The sequence below is a fragment of the Corallococcus interemptor genome (assembly GCF_003668875.1).
Classification (GTDB): Bacteria; Myxococcota; Myxococcia; order Myxococcales; family Myxococcaceae; genus Corallococcus; species Corallococcus interemptor.
Window position 1 is genome coordinate 1 of record NZ_RAWM01000059.1, and the last position, 16,746, is coordinate 16,746.

General features: G+C 71.1%; 17 protein-coding genes. 3 read left to right on the forward strand and 14 right to left on the reverse strand.

Annotated elements, in window-relative coordinates:
- Positions 1–943 (forward strand): hypothetical protein (locus D7X96_RS21115; protein ID WP_306449832.1); only part of this gene is annotated, 943 nt, incomplete at its 5' end.
- A gap of 6 nt (positions 944–949) precedes the next feature.
- On the opposite strand, the gene D7X96_RS21120 is transcribed toward D7X96_RS21115, so the two are convergent.
- Both D7X96_RS21120 and mltG read right to left on the reverse strand, forming a co-directional pair.
- Positions 950–2,608 carry a sensor histidine kinase gene (locus D7X96_RS21120; RefSeq protein ID WP_121770563.1) on the reverse strand — a complete coding sequence of 553 codons (1,659 nt, stop codon included), beginning with the start codon at positions 2,606–2,608 and terminating at the stop codon, positions 950–952.
- A 9-nt stretch (positions 2,609–2,617) separates the two neighbouring features.
- A complete protein-coding gene (mltG, locus tag D7X96_RS21125; RefSeq protein ID WP_121725472.1) occupies positions 2,618–3,634 on the reverse strand; it encodes an endolytic transglycosylase MltG in 1,017 nt (338 codons plus the stop codon).
- A gap of 133 nt (positions 3,635–3,767) precedes the next feature.
- Between mltG and D7X96_RS21130 the strand changes: the two genes are divergently transcribed.
- Positions 3,768–4,682: a LysR family transcriptional regulator gene (locus tag D7X96_RS21130; RefSeq protein ID WP_120551081.1), complete on the forward strand. Its 915-nt coding sequence runs from the start codon at positions 3,768–3,770 to the stop codon at positions 4,680–4,682.
- Positions 4,683–4,691: 9 nt separating this feature from the next.
- Here the strand turns inward: D7X96_RS21130 and D7X96_RS21135 are convergent, their stop codons facing one another.
- Positions 4,692–5,669: a YeiH family protein gene (locus tag D7X96_RS21135; RefSeq protein WP_244219672.1), complete on the reverse strand. Its 978-nt coding sequence runs from the start codon at positions 5,667–5,669 to the stop codon at positions 4,692–4,694.
- A gap of 57 nt (positions 5,670–5,726) precedes the next feature.
- The gene (gene map / locus D7X96_RS21140) at positions 5,727–6,521 is read right to left on the reverse strand and encodes a type I methionyl aminopeptidase (protein WP_121770564.1); all 795 of its coding nucleotides are present in this window, start codon (positions 6,519–6,521) and stop codon (positions 5,727–5,729) included.
- Between the two features lie 102 nt (positions 6,522–6,623).
- Here map and D7X96_RS21145 point away from each other — a divergent pair, with 102 nt between their 5' ends.
- Positions 6,624–6,917 (forward strand): LysR family transcriptional regulator, encoded by a 294-nt coding sequence (locus D7X96_RS21145; protein WP_121725293.1) that lies wholly within the window; start codon positions 6,624–6,626, stop codon positions 6,915–6,917.
- A gap of 5 nt (positions 6,918–6,922) precedes the next feature.
- Here D7X96_RS21145 and D7X96_RS21150 read toward each other — a convergent pair whose 3' ends face one another.
- From D7X96_RS21150 to D7X96_RS21195, 10 genes are read right to left on the reverse strand one after another with little or no spacing between them, the layout of a single operon-like run.
- Positions 6,923–9,484: a DEAD/DEAH box helicase gene (locus D7X96_RS21150; protein ID WP_121725292.1), complete on the reverse strand. Its 2,562-nt coding sequence runs from the start codon at positions 9,482–9,484 to the stop codon at positions 6,923–6,925.
- Between the two features lie 46 nt (positions 9,485–9,530).
- The gene (locus tag D7X96_RS21155; RefSeq protein WP_121725291.1) at positions 9,531–9,947 is read right to left on the reverse strand and encodes a hypothetical protein; all 417 of its coding nucleotides are present in this window, start codon (positions 9,945–9,947) and stop codon (positions 9,531–9,533) included.
- A 13-nt stretch (positions 9,948–9,960) separates the two neighbouring features.
- A complete protein-coding gene (locus D7X96_RS21160) occupies positions 9,961–10,629 on the reverse strand; it encodes a PASTA domain-containing protein (protein WP_120551087.1) in 669 nt (222 codons plus the stop codon).
- A 3-nt stretch (positions 10,630–10,632) separates the two neighbouring features.
- Entirely contained in the window at positions 10,633–11,388 is a 756-nt protein-coding gene (locus tag D7X96_RS21165) for a PASTA domain-containing protein (RefSeq protein ID WP_147442883.1), read from the reverse strand.
- Positions 11,385–12,047: a hypothetical protein gene (locus tag D7X96_RS21170; RefSeq protein ID WP_147442884.1), complete on the reverse strand. Its 663-nt coding sequence runs from the start codon at positions 12,045–12,047 to the stop codon at positions 11,385–11,387. Before D7X96_RS21170 ends, D7X96_RS21165 begins: the two co-directional genes overlap by 4 nt.
- On the reverse strand, positions 12,040–12,915 hold the full coding sequence (locus D7X96_RS21175; RefSeq protein WP_121724133.1) for a hypothetical protein: 876 nt from the start codon (positions 12,913–12,915) through the stop codon (positions 12,040–12,042). The genes D7X96_RS21170 and D7X96_RS21175 overlap by 8 nt, the downstream gene beginning before the upstream one ends.
- 18 nt (positions 12,916–12,933) lie before the next feature.
- Positions 12,934–13,524 (reverse strand): hypothetical protein, encoded by a 591-nt coding sequence (locus D7X96_RS21180; protein WP_199747077.1) that lies wholly within the window; start codon positions 13,522–13,524, stop codon positions 12,934–12,936.
- Positions 13,525–13,542: 18 nt separating this feature from the next.
- Positions 13,543–14,115 (reverse strand): hypothetical protein, encoded by a 573-nt coding sequence (locus D7X96_RS21185; protein ID WP_121770565.1) that lies wholly within the window; start codon positions 14,113–14,115, stop codon positions 13,543–13,545.
- A gap of 22 nt (positions 14,116–14,137) precedes the next feature.
- Positions 14,138–14,638: a hypothetical protein gene (locus tag D7X96_RS21190; RefSeq protein ID WP_199747075.1), complete on the reverse strand. Its 501-nt coding sequence runs from the start codon at positions 14,636–14,638 to the stop codon at positions 14,138–14,140.
- Between the two features lie 9 nt (positions 14,639–14,647).
- Positions 14,648–16,744 carry an OmpA family protein gene (locus tag D7X96_RS21195; protein ID WP_121770566.1) on the reverse strand — a complete coding sequence of 699 codons (2,097 nt, stop codon included), beginning with the start codon at positions 16,742–16,744 and terminating at the stop codon, positions 14,648–14,650.
- Positions 16,745–16,746 lie beyond the last annotated feature (2 nt).

A 16,746-nucleotide genomic window follows, 5' to 3' on the forward strand; every position in this document is an offset into this window, starting at 1 on the left:
CTCCTCCCCCTCCCCTCCTCCCGAACCGCCCTCCGGCGTCGCGCGCACCGTGGCGCTGGAGGCAGCGGATCCGCTCTCCGTCCTCAACCAGGCGTTCCGCGACGCCTACGCCGCGCGCCGTGAAGCCGTGCTGTCGCGCATGGGCCCCGTCATCGCGCAGATCGACGACGTGCTCATCCTCCGCAAGGGCGGCCAGCGCTTCGAGTCCCCCGCGCGCACGCGCCACTACCACGAGTACAAGGCCGTCACCCACGTCCCCCTCGCGCTCCACGTCCTGCTCGCGAGCCGCAAGGACGCGCTCGACGAGGAGACGCGCACGCGGCTCACCACGCTGCGTGGGCTCATCACCACCGCGTCCTCGAGCCTGGACACCCGGGGCCTTCCCGCCGACGCCCTGGAGCGGCAGCGCCGCATGCTCCAGGCGTCACTCGCGCTGGTGGACTCCGTGCTCGCCGCGAACCGCGTGACGCAGGCGCAGCTCGCGTCGTTCATCCACGCCCAGGTGCCGGACCTCCTGAAGAACGCCGAGGACGCGGCGAAGGATCAAATCCACACCATGCACGCGTCCGTCGAAGCGTGGAAACGCCAGATGACCGCCGAGGAGCGCGGCCAGCTGCGCGCCGTGGTGGCCGCGTCGCACATGTCGCGGCCCGGCAACGTGGCCGCGCAATACTTCTCCATCACCCTGGGCGACACCTGGGAGGGGCGCTTCCACGAGGAGGATCAGCAGCCCGGCAAGCGCGTCCTGTCATCGGAGGCGACGTTCGACGAGCCCTCGGCGTTCGCGCTGCTCGCCACGCACGTGCTGGACGCGAACACGTCGCGCGGCATCTTCGGCGAGGAGACGCGCATGGCCCGGGACCTGCTCGCGGACGCCGCCGAGCGCATCCTCGCGGACATGTTCAAGACGTCACCCGAGCCGCCCGGGACGAGCACGCCGTAGACGGCTTCAGGGCCGCGCGAGCGGCAGCTCCACGGTGACCGTCGCGCCCTCGCCCAGGCGGCTCTGCATGGACACGCTCCCGCCCTCGGCCTCCACGATGGTGCGGGTGAGGTACAGCCCCAGCCCCAGGCCGCCATAGTGGCGCTCGGACACGGCGCGGCCGTAGCGCTCGAAGAGGCGCGGCTGCTGCTCCGGCGCGATGCCGATGCCCTCGTCGCGCACCGTGAGCCGCGCCATGCCGCCTTCCACCGTCAGCCGCACGGACACCGGGGCGCCCGCGCCGTACTTGAGGGCGTTGTCCAGCAGGTGCTCCAACACCTGCCCCAGCCGCACCCGGTCGAAGCAGCCGCGCACCGGCTCCGGGGCCTCCACCTGGAAGCCGCAGTGCTCCACGGCGAACCTCGGCGCGAACTCCCCGGCCACCTCGCGCACCACCTGCGCGAGGTCCACCTCCTCGCGCTGCAGGCGGAAGGTGCCGGCGTTGATGCGCGAGACGTCCAGGAGGTTGTTCATCAGGTCCGTGAGCCGGCGGACCTGGCGGTTCCCCGTTTCGACGTGCGACTCGATGATGGGCGCGAGCGGCGACTCCGGATGCGCCTTCACCGCGCGCGCGAGCGCCTGGAGCTTCAGGCTCAGGGGCGTCAGGGGCGTCTTCAGCTCGTGGCTCGCGACGGACAGGAACTCGTCGCGCAGGCGCACGGCCTCGCGTGCGTCCTGGAGCAGTCGCGCGTTGTCCACCGCGAGCGCGGCCAGGGTCGCCAGCTCCTGGGCGAAGCGAAGGTCCTCCTCGTCGTACCGGCGGCTGGAGGTGGTGATCAGGAAGGTCAGCGCGCCCAGGATGTGGCCCCGGGCCAGCAGCGGCACCGTGAGCAGGGAGCGGATGTCCACCCGCCGCATCGTCTCCAGGTGCTCCGCGTCCTGCGCCGCGGACCGCATCACCGCCTCCGTGACCTCCGGAACCAGGGTGGACCGGCCGGTCGCCAGCGCCACCGCGGGCGGATAGACGGGGTGTTCCTGGGGGACCGGCTTCATCCGCTGCACGGTGGCCGCGAGCGAGGCATGCGCCGGGTCGGACGTCACCACCTGGGCGCGCTCGAAGTGGCCGTCCGGGTGCAACACGTCCACCACGCACCAGTCCGCGAGCGCGGACACCGACAGGTTCGCCAGCGTGGCCAGCGTGGAGGACACGTCCATCGACGAGGCGAACAGCTCGCTGGCCCGCGCGAAGAACACGGTGCGCTCCTCGGCCAGTACCTGGGCGTGGATGTCCACGCAGGTGCCCACCCATTCGCGAATGGTGCCGTCCGGCGCCCGCACCGGAACGCCCTTCGCGAGCATCCACACGTACCCGCCCTCCGCGCGGCACAGCCGGTAGCGCTCCGCCCAGGGTTCGTTCGCGGCCCGCGCCCGGTCCACCGCGGCCCGGATCCGCTCCCGGTCGCCCGGATGCAGCGCCTGGAGCCAGCCCCGGCCGCGCATCTGCTCCCGCGTCTGGCCGGTGAAGGCCAGCCAGGCGTTGGCGAGGGGCGCCTGCCCGTCGTCCGGCGAATCCGTCCAGGTGACCTGCGCGGTCGTCTCCACCAGCTGGCGGAGCCGCTCGGTCTCCAGGCGCAGCAGGGTCAGCTCGTCATCCGGCGCGGCCTGTACCTGGAGAGGAGGCGTCATCGCGGCGGCTCAGTACACGTTGTACTTGGCGCGGAGCGCCTCGTGCTCCTGCGCGTTGCGCGACGGGTGCAGGACCTTCTGCGCGTCGTGCAGATAGTACCAGTAGTCGCTCTTCACCGGCCGCAGCGCGGCGAGCAGCGAGTCCACCGTGGGCGCGCCAATGGGGCCCGGCGGCAGGCCCGCACGCGTGCGCGAGTTCCACGGATCCGAGTTGTCCCGCAGCCGCTTGAGGAACGCCTTGCGGTCGTTCCACTCCGCCAGCTCGTAGCGGCTGGTGGCGTCCACGCCCAGCGGGAAGCCCTTGTCCACGCGCTTCCAGAGGATGCCCGCGACCAGCGCGCGCTGCGAGGGCACCGGCTCCTCGCGCTCCAGCATGGAGGCCATCACGACGATGTCGTGCAGCGACCGGCCGCTCTTGGCGATCTCATCCTTGTGCTCGTCGTAGAAGCGCGCGCGGAAGGTGTCGATCTGCCGCTGGATGAACGCCTCCACCTTGAAGTTGTCCGCGATGATCCCGTAGGTCTCCGGGTAGAGGTAGCCCTCCAGGCTGCGGGTGGGCAGCGGGAACGGCGCGGCGAAGCGGCCCGGCTGGCTGGCCGCGGCGATGTACTCGCCCGGCTTGATCAGCCCCTGGGCGGCGAGCACCTGGTCGGTGTCGCGCAGGCGCCAGCCTTCAATCATCGCGAAGGGCACGTCCTCCGGCAGCGGCTGCCCTTCCAGGGCGTTGGCCAGCTCCGCCACGGACGCGGTGGGGCTGAGCATGAACCGGCCCGCCTTCACGTTGAGGCTGCCCCGGCGCCACAGGTGGAAGCGCCACACGGTGGGGTCATCCAGGAAGCCCTGGGCCTGGAGCTGCTGGCCCAGCGAGCGCGCGGACGCGCCCTTCTTCACCACGAACTCCTTGGGCGCCGGATCCGCCGCCGCGTGCGGCGCGGTGGTGGCGTTCTGGAAGTGCATGAACACGCCGCCTGCACCCGCGGCCGCCAGGACGATGAGCACGAGGAGCGCGACCAGGATCTTCTTCATGGGGCGCCAACCTATCAAAGGCCCTGACGCTTCCAACGAGAACCACCGTGCCTCCGGCCGGGCAGGCGGACGCAAGCGCCCCCTTCTCAACACCCACCGGAGAAGGCGCCCCTTCCCCCACGCCTCGTCTAGGATGAAGGCCTTGTTCGTCGACCCCCGCAGGCTCGAAACCTTCCGCGTCGTCGCCTCCAGCGGGCAGATCTCCGCCGCCTCGCGCCTGCTCCACCTGTCTCAGCCCGCCGTCACCGCGCAGGTCCGGCAGCTGGAGGCGGACTGCGGCCAGCCGCTCCTGGTGCGCACCGCGCGGGGAGTGCGGCTGAACGCGGCCGGACGGGTGCTCTTCGAGTATGCCCAGCGCATCCACGGCCTGCTGGACGAGGCGGCGCTCGCCATCACGGCGGAGGAGACCCTCACCGGGGAGCTGGCGCTGGCGGCGAGCACCACCGTCGCCAACGCCATCGTGCCGGGCCTCCTGGCGTCCTTCCTGCGCACGCACCCGGAGCTCCAGGTCCGTCTGGAAGTGGGCAATACCCGGGAGGTGCTGGCGTGGCTGTCGGAGGGGCGGGTGCCGCTGGGGCTGGTGGAGGGCCACGCGCGGGCGCCCGGCATCCGGCTGGAGCGCTATCTGGATGACGAGCTGGTGCCGGTGGTCTCCGCCCAGGGGCCGGCGGAGTGGCTGCGCATCCGCACCATGGACGCGCTGCGGGAGGTGCCGCTGCTTTGGCGGGAGCAGGGCTCCGGCACCCGCGCCGTCCTGGACCGGGCCCTGCGCAAGGCGGGCGTGCGCAAGGGGCCCCGGCGGGGAGACCTCCAGCTGGGCAGCACCGAGGCCATCAAGCGGGCCGTGTCGCTGGGCCTGGGCGTGGCGCTCTTGTCCCGCTGGAGCATCGACGTCGAGCTGTCCCTGGGCCGCTTCCAGGTGCTGCCCGTGCCGGGGCTGCGCATCCCGCGCGCGTTCTCCTGGGCCCTGCCCGTGGATGCGCCGGCCGGAGCCGCGGGCCGCTTCCTGCGCCATGCCCGCGCCACGCCGCCGGTGCTCCTGCCCTGAGCCCGCGACTCACGCCCATCCCAGCAGCAGCGCGCCCAGGCACAGGCCGGCCATGATCAGCCACAGCGCCACCGCCTGCGCGAGCGGCCGCACCCCCACGGCGCGCAGCGTCTCGCGCGTCAGCCCCGCCCCCAGCAGGAACAGCGTCACGACGAGCAGCTGCCGGGCGACCGCCGCCACGCCCTGCCCCACCGGCGCGAGCCCCGGGAACACCGTCACGACCGCCGCCGCGCCCAGGAACCCCGCGATGAACCACGGCCGGCGCACCTTGCCCTTCACCGCGTGGCCCTCGCGCCGCCGCCATGCGGCCAGCCCCACCGTGAGTGGGAGGATCCACAGGGCGCGCGCCAGCTTCACGGGGGTGGCCACCGCCAGGGCCTCGGGGCCGTAGCGCACCGCCGCCCCCACCACGGAGCTGGTGTCGTGGATGGCCATCGCGCACCACAGGCCGAACTGGTGCGGCGTCAGCCCCACCGCGTGGCCCACGACGGGGAAGACGAACAGCGCCACGGCATTGAGCAGGAACACCGTGCCCAGGGCCACGGACGTCTCGTGCTCCTTGGGCTGCAGCACCGGCACCACCGCCGCGATGGCGCTCCCGCCGCAGATGGCCGTGCCCACGCTGATGAGCAGCCCCGTCACGCGGGGCACGCCCAGCAGCCGGGCGAGCCCCACGCCCAGCGTCAGGCACAGCGCGATGCCCACCACCGTGTAGCCCAGCCCCTCACGCCCCGCCGCCAGCACCGTGCGCAGGTCCATGCCCGCGCCCAGCCCCACCACCGCCACGGACAACAGCCGGGGCGTCAGCGCCCGCGTCCTGCCCGCGAACGGGTTGCCCACGGTCAGGGCCACGCACAGCCCCGCGAGCAGGGCCACGCCGGTGGAGACGAACGGCAGCAGGCAGAGCGCCGCGCCGAGCGGCATCACGACATGCCCGGGCGTCCAGGCCCGGGGCCGCGCGGCGGGAGTCAGCGGAGGCGTTTCCATGCGCCACCCAATGCGCCTGCTGGCCTCCAGGCACCAGATGGCAGAAGCGATGAGCCATCAGCTTTCTGGATGGCTCCCTGCGACATGCAGGGACAGCTCGGGGTTGGGCGTGAGGATTTCGCAGCCATCGCGGGTGACGAGCACGGTGTGCTCGAACTGGGCGGACAGGCTGCCGTCCGCGGTCACCACGGTCCACCCGTCCGGCATCATCCGGATGTCCGGGCGCCCCAGGTTCACCATGGGCTCGATGGTGATGACCATCCCTGACTTCAGAGTGATGCCCGTGCCCGCCTTGCCCACGTGCGGCACGTGCGGCTCCCCGTGCATCCGCCGGCCGATGCCGTGGCCCCCGAACTCCTCCACGATGCTGCACCCCTCCGCCTTCGCCAGCGCCATCACCGCCGCGCCGATGTCCCCCAGCCGCGCGCCGTGCCGCACCACCGACACGCCCACGTCCCGGCAGCGTCGCGCCACGTCCACGACATGCTTCGCGTCCGAGGAGACCTCGCCAACCATGAACGTGGCGGACGTGTCGCCGTGGAAGCCCTCCAGGTGCGTCGTCACGTCCACGTTGACGATGTCACCGGGCTTGAGCACTTCATCCGAGCGCGGGATGCCATGGCACACCACGTGGTTGCGGCTGGTGCACACCGTGGCCGGATAGCCCTTGTAGCCCAGCTGGCTGGGCGCCCCACCCCGCCGCGCCGTGTCCTCGCGAACCCACGCGTCGATGTCCGCCGTCGTCACGCCCGCCTGGAGCCGGGAGGCCACGTGCGCCAGCGTGCCCGCCGCCGCGCGGCCCGCCTGCCGCAGCCGCTCCACTTCACTGCCCTTGAAGAGAGGAATGCCCATGGCAGCCAAGGTGGCATCCGCCTCTTCGCAACGTCCAATGCTGTTCCGGCATGACGCGGCCCGGGTGCACGGCGCTTGGGACTCGCGCTAACGTCCCCGCGCGTGAGCATCACGCACCTCCAGTCCTTCGTCGCGGTGGCGGAAGAGGGCCACGTGGGCCGGGCCGCGCTCCGGCTGCACATCACCCAGCCGCCGCTCAGCCGTCACATCCTCGCCCTGGAGGATGAGCTGGGCACGCCCCTCTTCGAGCGCGTCCCCAAGGGCATGCGCCTGTTGCCCACCGGCGAGGCCCTGCTCCACCACGCGCGCCGCATCCTCGCGGAGGTGGACGTCGCCACCCGCACCGTGCGCGAGGCGGCCCAAGGCTCCGGAGCCGCCTCCAAGCCGCCCGCCTGAGACGGCTACGACCAGGCGGCCATGCCGCCAATGCGGCGCAGCATCAGGATGGGGCCGTCGTCCATGCGCCGGCCACGCAGGTCAATCTCACAGTCGATGACCCAGTCCCCGTGGCCCTCCGGGTCCATGATGCGCTGCTGGGCCTCCCACTGACGCGTGCCGGACTCCTTGAGCTGCGTGTTCGCCGGCTTGCGCGCCTGGGGCGTGAGCACCACCAGCTTGTGCTCCTCGAAGTACGGCGTCATGGCCTGCTCCAGCTTCGGCGCGGTCCACTCGCCCAGCGCGTTGTCCAGCATGCCCAGCGCGTCCAGGTAGCGCCGCTGGCCCAGCGCGCGCAGCAGGCGGTGCAGCTCCTCGCGCACGCGCGCGGCGAAGGCCTTGGGGTCCTCCGTGAGTTCCTTGGGCTTCAAGTCCACCACCGGCTTCACTTCCACCGGGGCCTCGGGGTTGCGCATCCGCTCCCACTCGTCCAGGAGGCTGGAGTCCACCTGACGCAGCGTCGCGCGCAGGTGGTCGATGATGTCGTCCAGGTCCTCGTTGCGGAACTTCTCCGGCACCGTCTGCACGAGTGACTTGTAGACGTCTCCCACGTAGCGCAGCAGCACGCCCTCGCTGCGCTGCAGGCCGTACTCGCGCACGTAGTCGTGGAAGGACATGAAGCGCTCGAACATGTCCCGGACAATGGACTTGGGCCGGATGTTCTCCTCGCCCACCCACGGGTGCTTCTTCGCGAAGGCGTTGAAGGTGCCGTAGACGAACTCGCGGTTCGGCTTGGGCCACTCCAGCTTCTCCAGCTCCTCCATGCGGTCGTCGTACTCCACGCCCCGCGCCTTCATCTCCTGGATCTTCTCCCCCTTCAGCTGGTGCAGCTGCGCGTACAGCACCACCTCCGGGTTCTCCAGGATGGACTCCACCAGCGTCACGACGTCCAGCGCGTACGTGTCCAGCGTGGGATCCAACAGCTCCAGCGTCTCATGCAGGTACAGGGACAGCGTGTGGTTGAGGCTGAAGTCGCGCTGCAGGTCCTCCGACACCTCCACCGTCGCCGAGTGCTTCTCCCACTGCACCACCTTCACGATGCCCGCGTCGCGCAGCGTGCGGAAGTACATCGCCGCGTCCTTGAGCAGCTTCTTCTTCGTGTAGTCGGACGAGTGCGAGCGCATCACCAGCTGCACCAGCCGCTTGTAGCCGCCGCTGCCCTCCGTCTTGTCGCTCTGGAGCAGGTTGAGCAGGAGGCCGTGGCTCACGTCGAAGCGAGACTCCAGCGGCTCCGGCAGCCCGTTCTGCAGCCGCTCGAAGGTGTTCTTGTCGTACTGGATGAAGCCCTTCTGCGGCGGCTTCGCCTTGGGGGTCTTCTTCTTGCCCGCGGCCTCCTTGGCGGCCTGGCGGATGTTCTCAATCATGTACTCCGGGGCCTGCGCCACCACGCTGCCTTCGGTGTCGAAGCCCTTGCGGCCCGCGCGGCCTGCAATCTGCTTGAAGTCGCGCACGCTCAGGGTCGCCAGCTTCTCGCCGTTGAACTTGAACAGCTGCGTGAAGAGCACCGTGCGGATGGGGATGTTCACGCCCACGCCCAGCGTGTCCGTGCCGCTGATGACCTTGAGCAGGCCCTGCTGCGCCAGCTTCTCCACCAGCAGGCGGTACTTGGGCAGGAGGCCCGCGTGGTGCATGCCGATGCCGTGGCGCAGGAAGCGCTGGAAGTCCTTGCCGTAGGGCGTGTCGAAGGGGGCATCCAGCAGCGCCTGGCGGATCTCCTCCTTCTCTTCCTTCGTGTTGAAGTCCACGGACATCAAATTTTGCGCCTGCTCGGCCGCGGCCCGCTGCGTGAAGTTCACCAGGTACACGGGGTACTTCCCGCGCGCGATGAGGTCCTGGATGGTCTCGTGCAGCGGCACCTCGCGGTAGTCGAAGTCCAGCGGCACGGGGCGCTCGGAGCTGCGCACCGTGGCCACCTCGCGGCCGGTGAGCTTCTCCAGGCTCTGCTCGATGTTGGTCGTGTCGCCCAGCGTGGCGGACATGAGCAGGAACTGCGTCCTGGGCAGCGCCAGCAGCGGAATCTGCCAGGCCACGCCGCGCTCCTTGTCGGAGTAGTAATGGAACTCGTCCATCACCACCGCGTCCACGCGCGCGGAGGCGTTACGCAGCGCGAGGTTCGACAAAATCTCCGCCGTGCAGCAGAGGATGGGCGCCTCGCGGTTGATGGACGCGTCGCCCGTGAGCATGCCCACGTTCTCCGGGCCAAAGGCCTTGGAGAGCGCGAAGAACTTCTCGTTCACCAGCGCCTTGATGGGGCACGTGTAGAACGACACCTTGCCCTCGGCCATGGCCTTGAAGTGGAGCGCCATGGCCACCAGCGACTTGCCGGAGCCCGTGGGCGTCTTGAGGAACAGGTGCTTGTCGCTCAAGAGCTCCAGGATGGCCTCCTCCTGGGCGGAGTACAGACTCAGGCCGTTCGTGGCCACGTAGCCCACGAAGCGGTTGAGGATCTCGTCGGCATCGAGGGGGGGCTCGCCGGGCTTCGGCAGCAGGGCGGCGAGCGGGGCGCGGGTGTCGGCGGAGGCACTCATCGGGCCCGACTCTAGGGGTTGGCGCCGGGCCACCGGGAAAAATCGCTCAGCGCAAGACGTGGAGTCCCACCGCGATGCGCCCCTCCGTCAGGGGCCCACCGGGCGCGGGGCGCTGCCAGCACACCCGTCCTGCCTGCTCCGGAGACAGGCAGGGCACGTCCGTGACCTCCAGCGAGGCTCCCGCCAGGCGGGCCACTCGCACGGCGGCGCTCCGCGTCAGGCCCAGCAGCTCCGGCGCCAGAGGGGGTGCGGCCTCGGGGCCCTGCTGGACGAAGAGGGCCCGCACCTCTCCGGGGCCTCCGGGCGTGAAGTGCATTCCCGCCCCGTCCGCGGTGACCCCGCCGTGCAGCTCCAGCTCCACCGGCCCCAGCACGAAGGGGCCGGCAGCGAGGCGCGCCTGGACCCGCGCGAGCGATTCACGCACGTCCACCAGCAGGGCCTCCAGGTCGATGGTGTCGCTCATCGCGCCCGTCGGCCTACTTCCGCGTCTCGGTGGGAACGGTCTCCAGGAGGGGCGAGCGGGTGATCGAGCCGCTGGCCGGGAGCTTCCCTCCCCCTGCGTCCTTCACGGTGAGCAGCAGCTCGGTGCCGCGCGGGAGCAGCGTCCCCGGCTCGGCCGAAGCCGCGGTGACGAGGGAGACGTCCTTCGCGCCGTCCGTGAACCGGTGCGGCACGCCAATCGCGGACAGCAGCGCCCGCGCGTCGCCCACCGTCCTTCCCACCACCGCCGGCACCACCACCAGCGCCTCGGCCTGGGGCGAGGGCGGCACCGGCACCACGCGGAACTTCAGCCGCGACTGCGCCGTCAGGCTGTAGGTGAAGCGGTTGGTGTAGCTGGCGTCCAGGGGCGCACCGTACATCTTCAGCCGCGTGCGGCCGTCGGTCCGCTCCTCCGAGGTGATGGACAGCGCCACGGCGATCTCCGCCTCGGCCTCGGGGATGTGGTACCAGGTCGGCCGGTAGCCGATGCGCTGCAGCTCCACCGCCAGGTCCTCGTCCGAGGCGTAGAGTTCGCGGATCTGCTCGATGGTCGCCGCATCCAGCTCCCGCTGGGCCTCCGCCACGCCGCGGCCCACCGAGGAGATCAACGCGCCCAGCGGCGCGCTCAGTGCCTCCAGCTGGGGGACGTCATTCGAATCCGCCATGGTTCAGCCCTCCACTGCCTGACCGATGAACACCTGCACGGGACCCGAGGCGTGTGACTTGCCGGCCTCCGGCACCTGCCGCAGCACGCGGCCCCACTGCCCGGGCTCCTTGACGAAGACGGGCATCGGGTCCACCCGCAGCCCCACCTCCGCCGCGCGCCTCCGGGCCGCCGAGGCCGTCAGCCCCAGGAGGTCCGGCACCTCGCGCTCGGGCGCGTCACCCGTCGCGGGTGCCAGGGGAGACTGCTCGACGAACTGGGCCTCCGCCTCCGTCACGCCCTCGGCCGTCGTCTCCGTCCACCGCACGCGGACGGTGCTCAGCCGCACCGTCGTCAGCGACGAGCGCACCGCTTCAATCTGCTGGCCCGCCGACTTCAACTTGTCGGAGAGCACCAGGGGCGTGGGCTGTTCCTGCGCGGGCTCCTGGGTGGGCTCCTTGGTGGGCTCCTTCGAAGGCTCCACCGCCATGGAGGACACCGCGCGGACGCCCTGCTTCGCGGGCTCCAGGACGACCATCGTCCCGTAGTCGATGAGGGTGCTGCTCATCTTCACCGGGAAGGTGGCCACCCCGGCGGAGTCCAATCGAAGATGGGAGCCGAAGGTGGCGCTGCTGACCTCCATCTCCAGCACGCCCTCCTCGTTCGTCACGCCGGTGTCGCGCGGCTCGAAGGTGCCCGCCTTCGCCGGGACCCACCACGCCACCTTCATGCCCGCCACGGGGACTCCCGTGGCCTTGTGGAACACGGCCCGGACCTTCATCGGGGCACCTCACAGGACAGCGCCAGCGTCCGCGACGCGGCATCCACGGTGAGCGCCAGGAAGCGGGCCCGCTCGCCGGCCGCCACGCGCAGCGTCGTGCGCGCCTCTCCCGCCGCGTCCGTCCTCACCACCGCGAGCACCACGTCCGTACCGGCCAGCGGCGCCACGCCGGACAGCGTCTGCGTGGTCCTCCGGTCCAGGTTGAACTCCACCTCCACGCCCGGCAGGGCCTCGCCCGCGGCGTTGCGCACGCGCACCACCACGCCGGGCACGCCTCCGTCGCCCATGACGCAGCGGGCGTCGAGCACCACCGGAGGCAGGCCCTCGTTGGCGGGCACCGCGACGAAGCTGCCGCGGATCACGCTGACGACCTCCGTCTGCGTCTGCGAGGAGGCCACGTCCGCCAGCCGCACGGGCCGCATCTTCAGGGCCTTCGCGTTGGTTACCGTCCCGGCGGTGGTGGACGTCTCCACCCGCAGGTCCATCCGCAGCTCGAACTCCAGCTTCGGCACGTAGTAGGTGAACTGGCGGCCGGGCGCGCCCGCCGCGGAGATGCCCCCCAGCTCCTGCTGGGCCTTCGCCAGGCCGTCGGCCAGCTCGAGCAGGTATTCGTCCAGCGTGCCGAACAACTCCTGAGCCTGCTGTGTCGTGTCACTCATCCCGCGCTCCCTGGCGTCCGCGTTCCCGCCGCGCGTCACGTGCCGTGTCGCGCGCGTCCATGTCGTCCATGCCCATGCCGGCGCGCTCCAGCTCCATGTCCATCCGCTGCTCCATGGACTCCATGTCCATGCCGGCCATCGCCAGCCCGCGCATCATCCGGGCCTCGGCGTCCATGCCCCGAAGCTCGCGCGCCCCGGCCACCATCTTCCCGACGTGAAGCCCACCGCGAGCGCCCGGGGAGGGCAGCGTCAGGTCCATCACCCGAGGCATCGGCTTGCGAGCCACCGAGCGCGCCTCCTGCGCCACGTCCGCCAGCCGCCGGGTCGCCGCCCCCAGCTCCCCCAGCTTCATGCGGCCCGGAGACTCCAGGACGCGCTCCGCCAGCCGCACCGCGAGCTTCGCGCGCTCACGGGCCTTGCGAGCCCACTGCTGGCGCAGCGTCTGCTGTTTCTGCTGCTTGCGCCGGGCTGCCTTCCCCGTCTCCAGGCGCTCCCGGCGCAGCTCCTCCACCCGCTCGGCCTCCTCGGCTTCCGTGCGGCGCCGGGCGTACAGCTTCTGCTCCAGCAGCCGCCGCGCGGTGTCCCGTTCGTGCTGCTTGCGCTCCGCGATGCGCGACTGGGGCGTGTGCTGGACGACGGGGAACTGCTTCGCCAGCCGCTCGTCCACGGGCGCCTCCTGCACGCCGCTCAGCGCCTTCATCGTGTCTTCGAGCTGCTGGCGCTCCTTCAGCAGCGCCGCCAGCTCCGGGTCGCTGGCGGCCACCTGCTCCAGCGAGGGCACGGACGCCGCGGCGCTCGCGCCCGAGACGGGCTTGGATGCGGCGGAGTCCTCCTCCTCGAGCAGATCTTCCCAGCGGACGTGTGACATGCGCGGCGTCCCTCTTCGTCAGGTGACGTTGCCCACGGCGGCGTCGATCTTCCCGCCCACGGCCTCGCCCTCCGCCGTGCCCTTGAGGCTCTTGGCGATCTCCGCGCAGATCTGCTGGAGCGCCGCCGGCGGGGGGATGGGCACCAGCTTGGTGCGGATGAGGCTCGAGCCCTCGGCGGAATAGCTGTACTTCTGCGAGTGCTTCGCCGTGACGGTGGTGACGTGGCTCTTGTGGCCCTTCACCAGCGTGGTGAGGATGCCCTTGTCACGGTCCACCTTGCGGTCCCGCGTCCGGGTCTCGTCCTCGGTCGACTCGTGCAGGGAGATCTCCATCTTCACTTCGATGATGGTCTCCACGAACTGGTAGAACGTGGGCGTGAAGCCGAGCAGGAGCAGCGGATACTCGGTGGTCCCCAGCTTCACGAAGCCGGCCCCGTCCCGCACGGCGTTGCCGCTGTCGTCGATGCGGTAGCCCGCCATGAGCTGGGCGATCTTCAGCGACGCGCTGTCCAGCGCGTACTGGGCATCCGCGATGGCGTTGCCCAGGTTGCGGACCATCTCCCCGAAGGGGACGTTGAGCAGATCCTGACCAATGGATTGGGTGGGCATGGTGCGCGCGCTCCCGGGCTACTTCGCGGTGGGGGTGGTGCCGGACTTCGCCGCGATGAGCGCGCGCACCCGCTCCTCGAAGAGGGCCGGCGGTGGCACGGGCACCAGCTTGGTGCGCAGCAGGCTGGCGCCCTCCACGCTGTAGTCGTACTTGCGCGTGTAGCTGGCATCCACCGTCGTCACCACGGCCTGGGTCGTGCCGGAGCGCTTGAAGAGGCGCAGCCCACCGGCCGTTTTGGTAGTGCTCTGCGTCGCCACCTTGCTCTCCGTGCTCTCCGTCATCTTGATGGCGATCTTCACCTCGATGATGGTGTCCACGAACTGGTAGAAGTTCGGCGCGAAGCCCAGCTCCATCATGGACGCGGGGGTGCCCGCGAAGGACACCTTGGTGTCCACCCGGATGGGCTTGCCGGAGCCGTCGAGCTGGAGGTTGCCCTCGGCATCCCGCAGCAGTGCTTCGCCGCTCATCATCTCCGCGACGAGCATCCCGCTCTTGTCGAGCTCGAGCTGCGCCTCGGCGATGGCGGTCGCCATCTCACGGATCATGTCCCCCATGGGGACGTTCAGCAGTTCCTGACCGACGTTGGGCATGGTGTCCGGGTCCTTGCGCGCTTCAGGCGGAAGTGTTGGTGGAGGCGGTGACGGGCGGCTGGGCGGCGATCTCGTTGAGCAGCTGGTGCAGGCGGGCGGGCGGTGGCAGCGACACGAGCCGCGCGGCGATGGAGCTGGCGCCCTGGACCTCGAAGCCGTACTTGCGGCTGTACTCGGCGTTCACCGTCACGGAGAAGATGCCGGCCATGCCGCCCGTCGCGCCACCGCCCACGGAGAACTCCGTGGACTCGCGGATGGTGAAGGTGAGCTTCGCCTCCAGCGTGGCCTCGGCGAAGGCGTAGAACGTGGGCGTGAAGCCGAGCCCGAGCAGGCTCCACAGCTGACCGTCGCCCAGGTCCACGGTGCGCTCGGTCATGCGCTTCGCGATGTCGAGCGAGTTGACGTCCAGCGCCTGCTGCGCGTCCGCCACCGCGCGCCCGAGCCTCTCGATGAGCTCGGGCAGCGGCGCATCCAGCACCGTCATCATCGCGCGCTGGCCCTGCGTGGTGTTGTTTCCGGGCATGGGGCCTCCTTACGGGTACCAGCGTTCGAGGTAGTCGCCGATGGCCTGGAGGAACTGGGGCGGCGCGGGCACGGCCACCATGCGGGCCTTGATGGTCGAGCTGCCGGACACGCTCAGCTCGTACTTCACGGCCAGGTGCGCATCCACGTTGAGGGCGCGCAGCTCGCGCTCGGAGCTCTCCTCGCGGTCCGCTGACGGCTTGCCGGCGATGCGGTTTCCCGACAGCAGGAAGGCGGCGGGGTTGCTGGTGCCCAGCATGGTGCCGGACGGGCCGGAGACGGTGACGATGCTGCCCGCGGACTGGGCCTGGAGCCCTGCGGCCAGCACGCCGGAGCTGGAGCCCTGCGTGATGGCGGCGGCCAGGTTGCGCGCCGTGTCCACGGACGTCACGCCCAGCGCGAACTGCCCTGGCTGCGGGGCGGCGCCGGCCTCCACCGCCACCAGCTGCACGTTGTCGATGACGACGGTGTCACGCGGCTGGGGCGAGGCCGGGGGACGGCCATCGCCGAAGCGGCGGGCCACGCGGATGGAGCCGGCGGCGGACAGGGCCGGCGCGGTGTGCGTGCGCGCGAACAGGGTGAACAGGGCGTGGTCACCAGTGCCGTACAGGTAGACGCGGTCACCGCGCGCGAAGGCGCCGAACGCGGTGTTGGCGTTGGCGTCGCGGATGGCGCGGGCCAGGTTGGCGGCGGTGGACTCGGCGGTGGCGCCCACCGCGAAGGTGGTGCCCTGGGCGGCGGTGCCCTGGGTGAAGTCCGTGCCGCGGAAGGTGACGACGGCCGTGGTGGGCGCGTTCGCCGCGGCGCGCGTGCGCGGGACGATGCGGGCCTCCCGGTCCGTCCCCGTGGGGTCGAAGGCGGCCGTGGCCGCGATGGTGCGGGCCACCAGCGCCGCGGGCACGCCGGTGAACTGGAAGACGACGCGCCGGTTGGCCGCCAGGTCGGAGCCGCTGAAGCTGACCGTCGCGCCCATGCCCCGGGCCTTGAGCCTGCTGGCCGGCACGCCCCGCGACGTCAGCGCACGCAGGACGAAGTCCGCGCGCTTCTGGGACAGGCGCTGGTTGTAGCCGGGGGCCGGCGGAGTGCGCTGGTCCGCCCAGCCCTCCAGCTCCAGCGAGGCGGACGGCGTCTCCAGCAACAGCGCGGCCACCGCGTCGAGGACGGCGGAGGGCTCGCGGTCCGTGCCGTGGGAGGTGGTGGGCACGTCGTGGACGTCGCTGTCGAAGTAGATGGCCCGGTTGCAGTCGCCGCCCGAGACGACGAGGAAGCCCGCCGGATCCACCTGCTGGCCGATGTCCGCCAGCGCCGCGCCCACCGTCGCCGCGGCGCTGGTGTAGCGCGTGCCGCTGGTGGCCGGCAGCAGCAGCGCGGGCGCGGGCGTCACGCCGCCCAGCCGCGCGATGACCAGGTTGTCGCCGGGCGCCGCCTGCGGCGAGGTCCGCACGGTGATGACCGAGCGGTCGATGGCGTAGAGGTCCGGGCGGTTGGTGCTGGCGGTGACGCCCGACTGCATCTCCCAGTCCATGAAGACGCCCTGCAGGTCCCCCGCGGACTGGTTGGTCCAGACGGAGTTGTCGCGCAGGGCCACGAGCAGCTCCTGCGCCGTCTCCCACAGCGTGTCCTGGCGGGTGACGGCCAGGCCCGTCGTGTTGGGGCCCACGCCGCCATCCAGCGCGTAGCTGGTGGTGCCCACCGTGAGGTGGCCCGCCGCGTTGGCCACCAAGGCCAGACAGGCGTACGGCGGAATGCCCTCGCCGTCCTGCACGGTGAGGGTGGCGCTGCCGCTGGCGGAGGACGTCTCGAGGCTGTACGCGCTCGATGCGTTCTCGTTGTCGTAGTTGAAGGTGGCGCCCGCGTCGATGGTGGTCGAGTAGTAGACGTTGAGGTTCACCTCCAGGTCGGCGTACTGGAAGTGGTAGAAGGCCGGCCGCAGCCCCAGCGACAGCAGGTTCTGCGTCATGCCGGGCAGGACGGTCCGCCCCATGCGCAGCGTCTGATCCACGCTGTTGGTGTCCAGCTTCTCCTGGGCCTCGGCGATGGCGAGCCCCATGTCCCGGATGAAATCGGAGATGTTGAGATCCGCGAGGATCTTCCCTGCTTTCGGCATGG

Coding starts and splice junctions, on each gene's coding strand:
- D7X96_RS21175 (WP_121724133.1), bottom strand. CDS start 12,915: ATGTCACACGTCCGCTGGGAAGATCTGCTCGAGGAGGAGGACTCCGCC.
- D7X96_RS21155 (WP_121725291.1), bottom strand. CDS start 9,947: ATGAGCGACACCATCGACCTGGAGGCCCTGCTGGTGGACGTGCGTGAA.
- D7X96_RS21195 (WP_121770566.1), bottom strand. CDS start 16,744: ATGCCGAAAGCAGGGAAGATCCTCGCGGATCTCAACATCTCCGATTTC.
- mltG (WP_121725472.1), bottom strand. CDS start 3,634: ATGAAGAAGATCCTGGTCGCGCTCCTCGTGCTCATCGTCCTGGCGGCC.
- D7X96_RS21165 (WP_147442883.1), bottom strand. CDS start 11,388: ATGAAGGTCCGGGCCGTGTTCCACAAGGCCACGGGAGTCCCCGTGGCG.
- D7X96_RS21135 (WP_244219672.1), bottom strand. CDS start 5,669: ATGGAAACGCCTCCGCTGACTCCCGCCGCGCGGCCCCGGGCCTGGACG.
- D7X96_RS21150 (WP_121725292.1), bottom strand. CDS start 9,484: ATGAGTGCCTCCGCCGACACCCGCGCCCCGCTCGCCGCCCTGCTGCCG.
- D7X96_RS21120 (WP_121770563.1), bottom strand. CDS start 2,608: ATGACGCCTCCTCTCCAGGTACAGGCCGCGCCGGATGACGAGCTGACC.
- D7X96_RS21185 (WP_121770565.1), bottom strand. CDS start 14,115: ATGCCCAACGTCGGTCAGGAACTGCTGAACGTCCCCATGGGGGACATG.
- map (WP_121770564.1), bottom strand. CDS start 6,521: ATGGGCATTCCTCTCTTCAAGGGCAGTGAAGTGGAGCGGCTGCGGCAG.
- D7X96_RS21190 (WP_199747075.1), bottom strand. CDS start 14,638: ATGCCCGGAAACAACACCACGCAGGGCCAGCGCGCGATGATGACGGTG.
- D7X96_RS21160 (WP_120551087.1), bottom strand. CDS start 10,629: ATGGCGGATTCGAATGACGTCCCCCAGCTGGAGGCACTGAGCGCGCCG.
- D7X96_RS21130 (WP_120551081.1), top strand. CDS start 3,768: ATGAAGGCCTTGTTCGTCGACCCCCGCAGGCTCGAAACCTTCCGCGTC.
- D7X96_RS21180 (WP_199747077.1), bottom strand. CDS start 13,524: ATGCCCACCCAATCCATTGGTCAGGATCTGCTCAACGTCCCCTTCGGG.
- D7X96_RS21170 (WP_147442884.1), bottom strand. CDS start 12,047: ATGAGTGACACGACACAGCAGGCTCAGGAGTTGTTCGGCACGCTGGAC.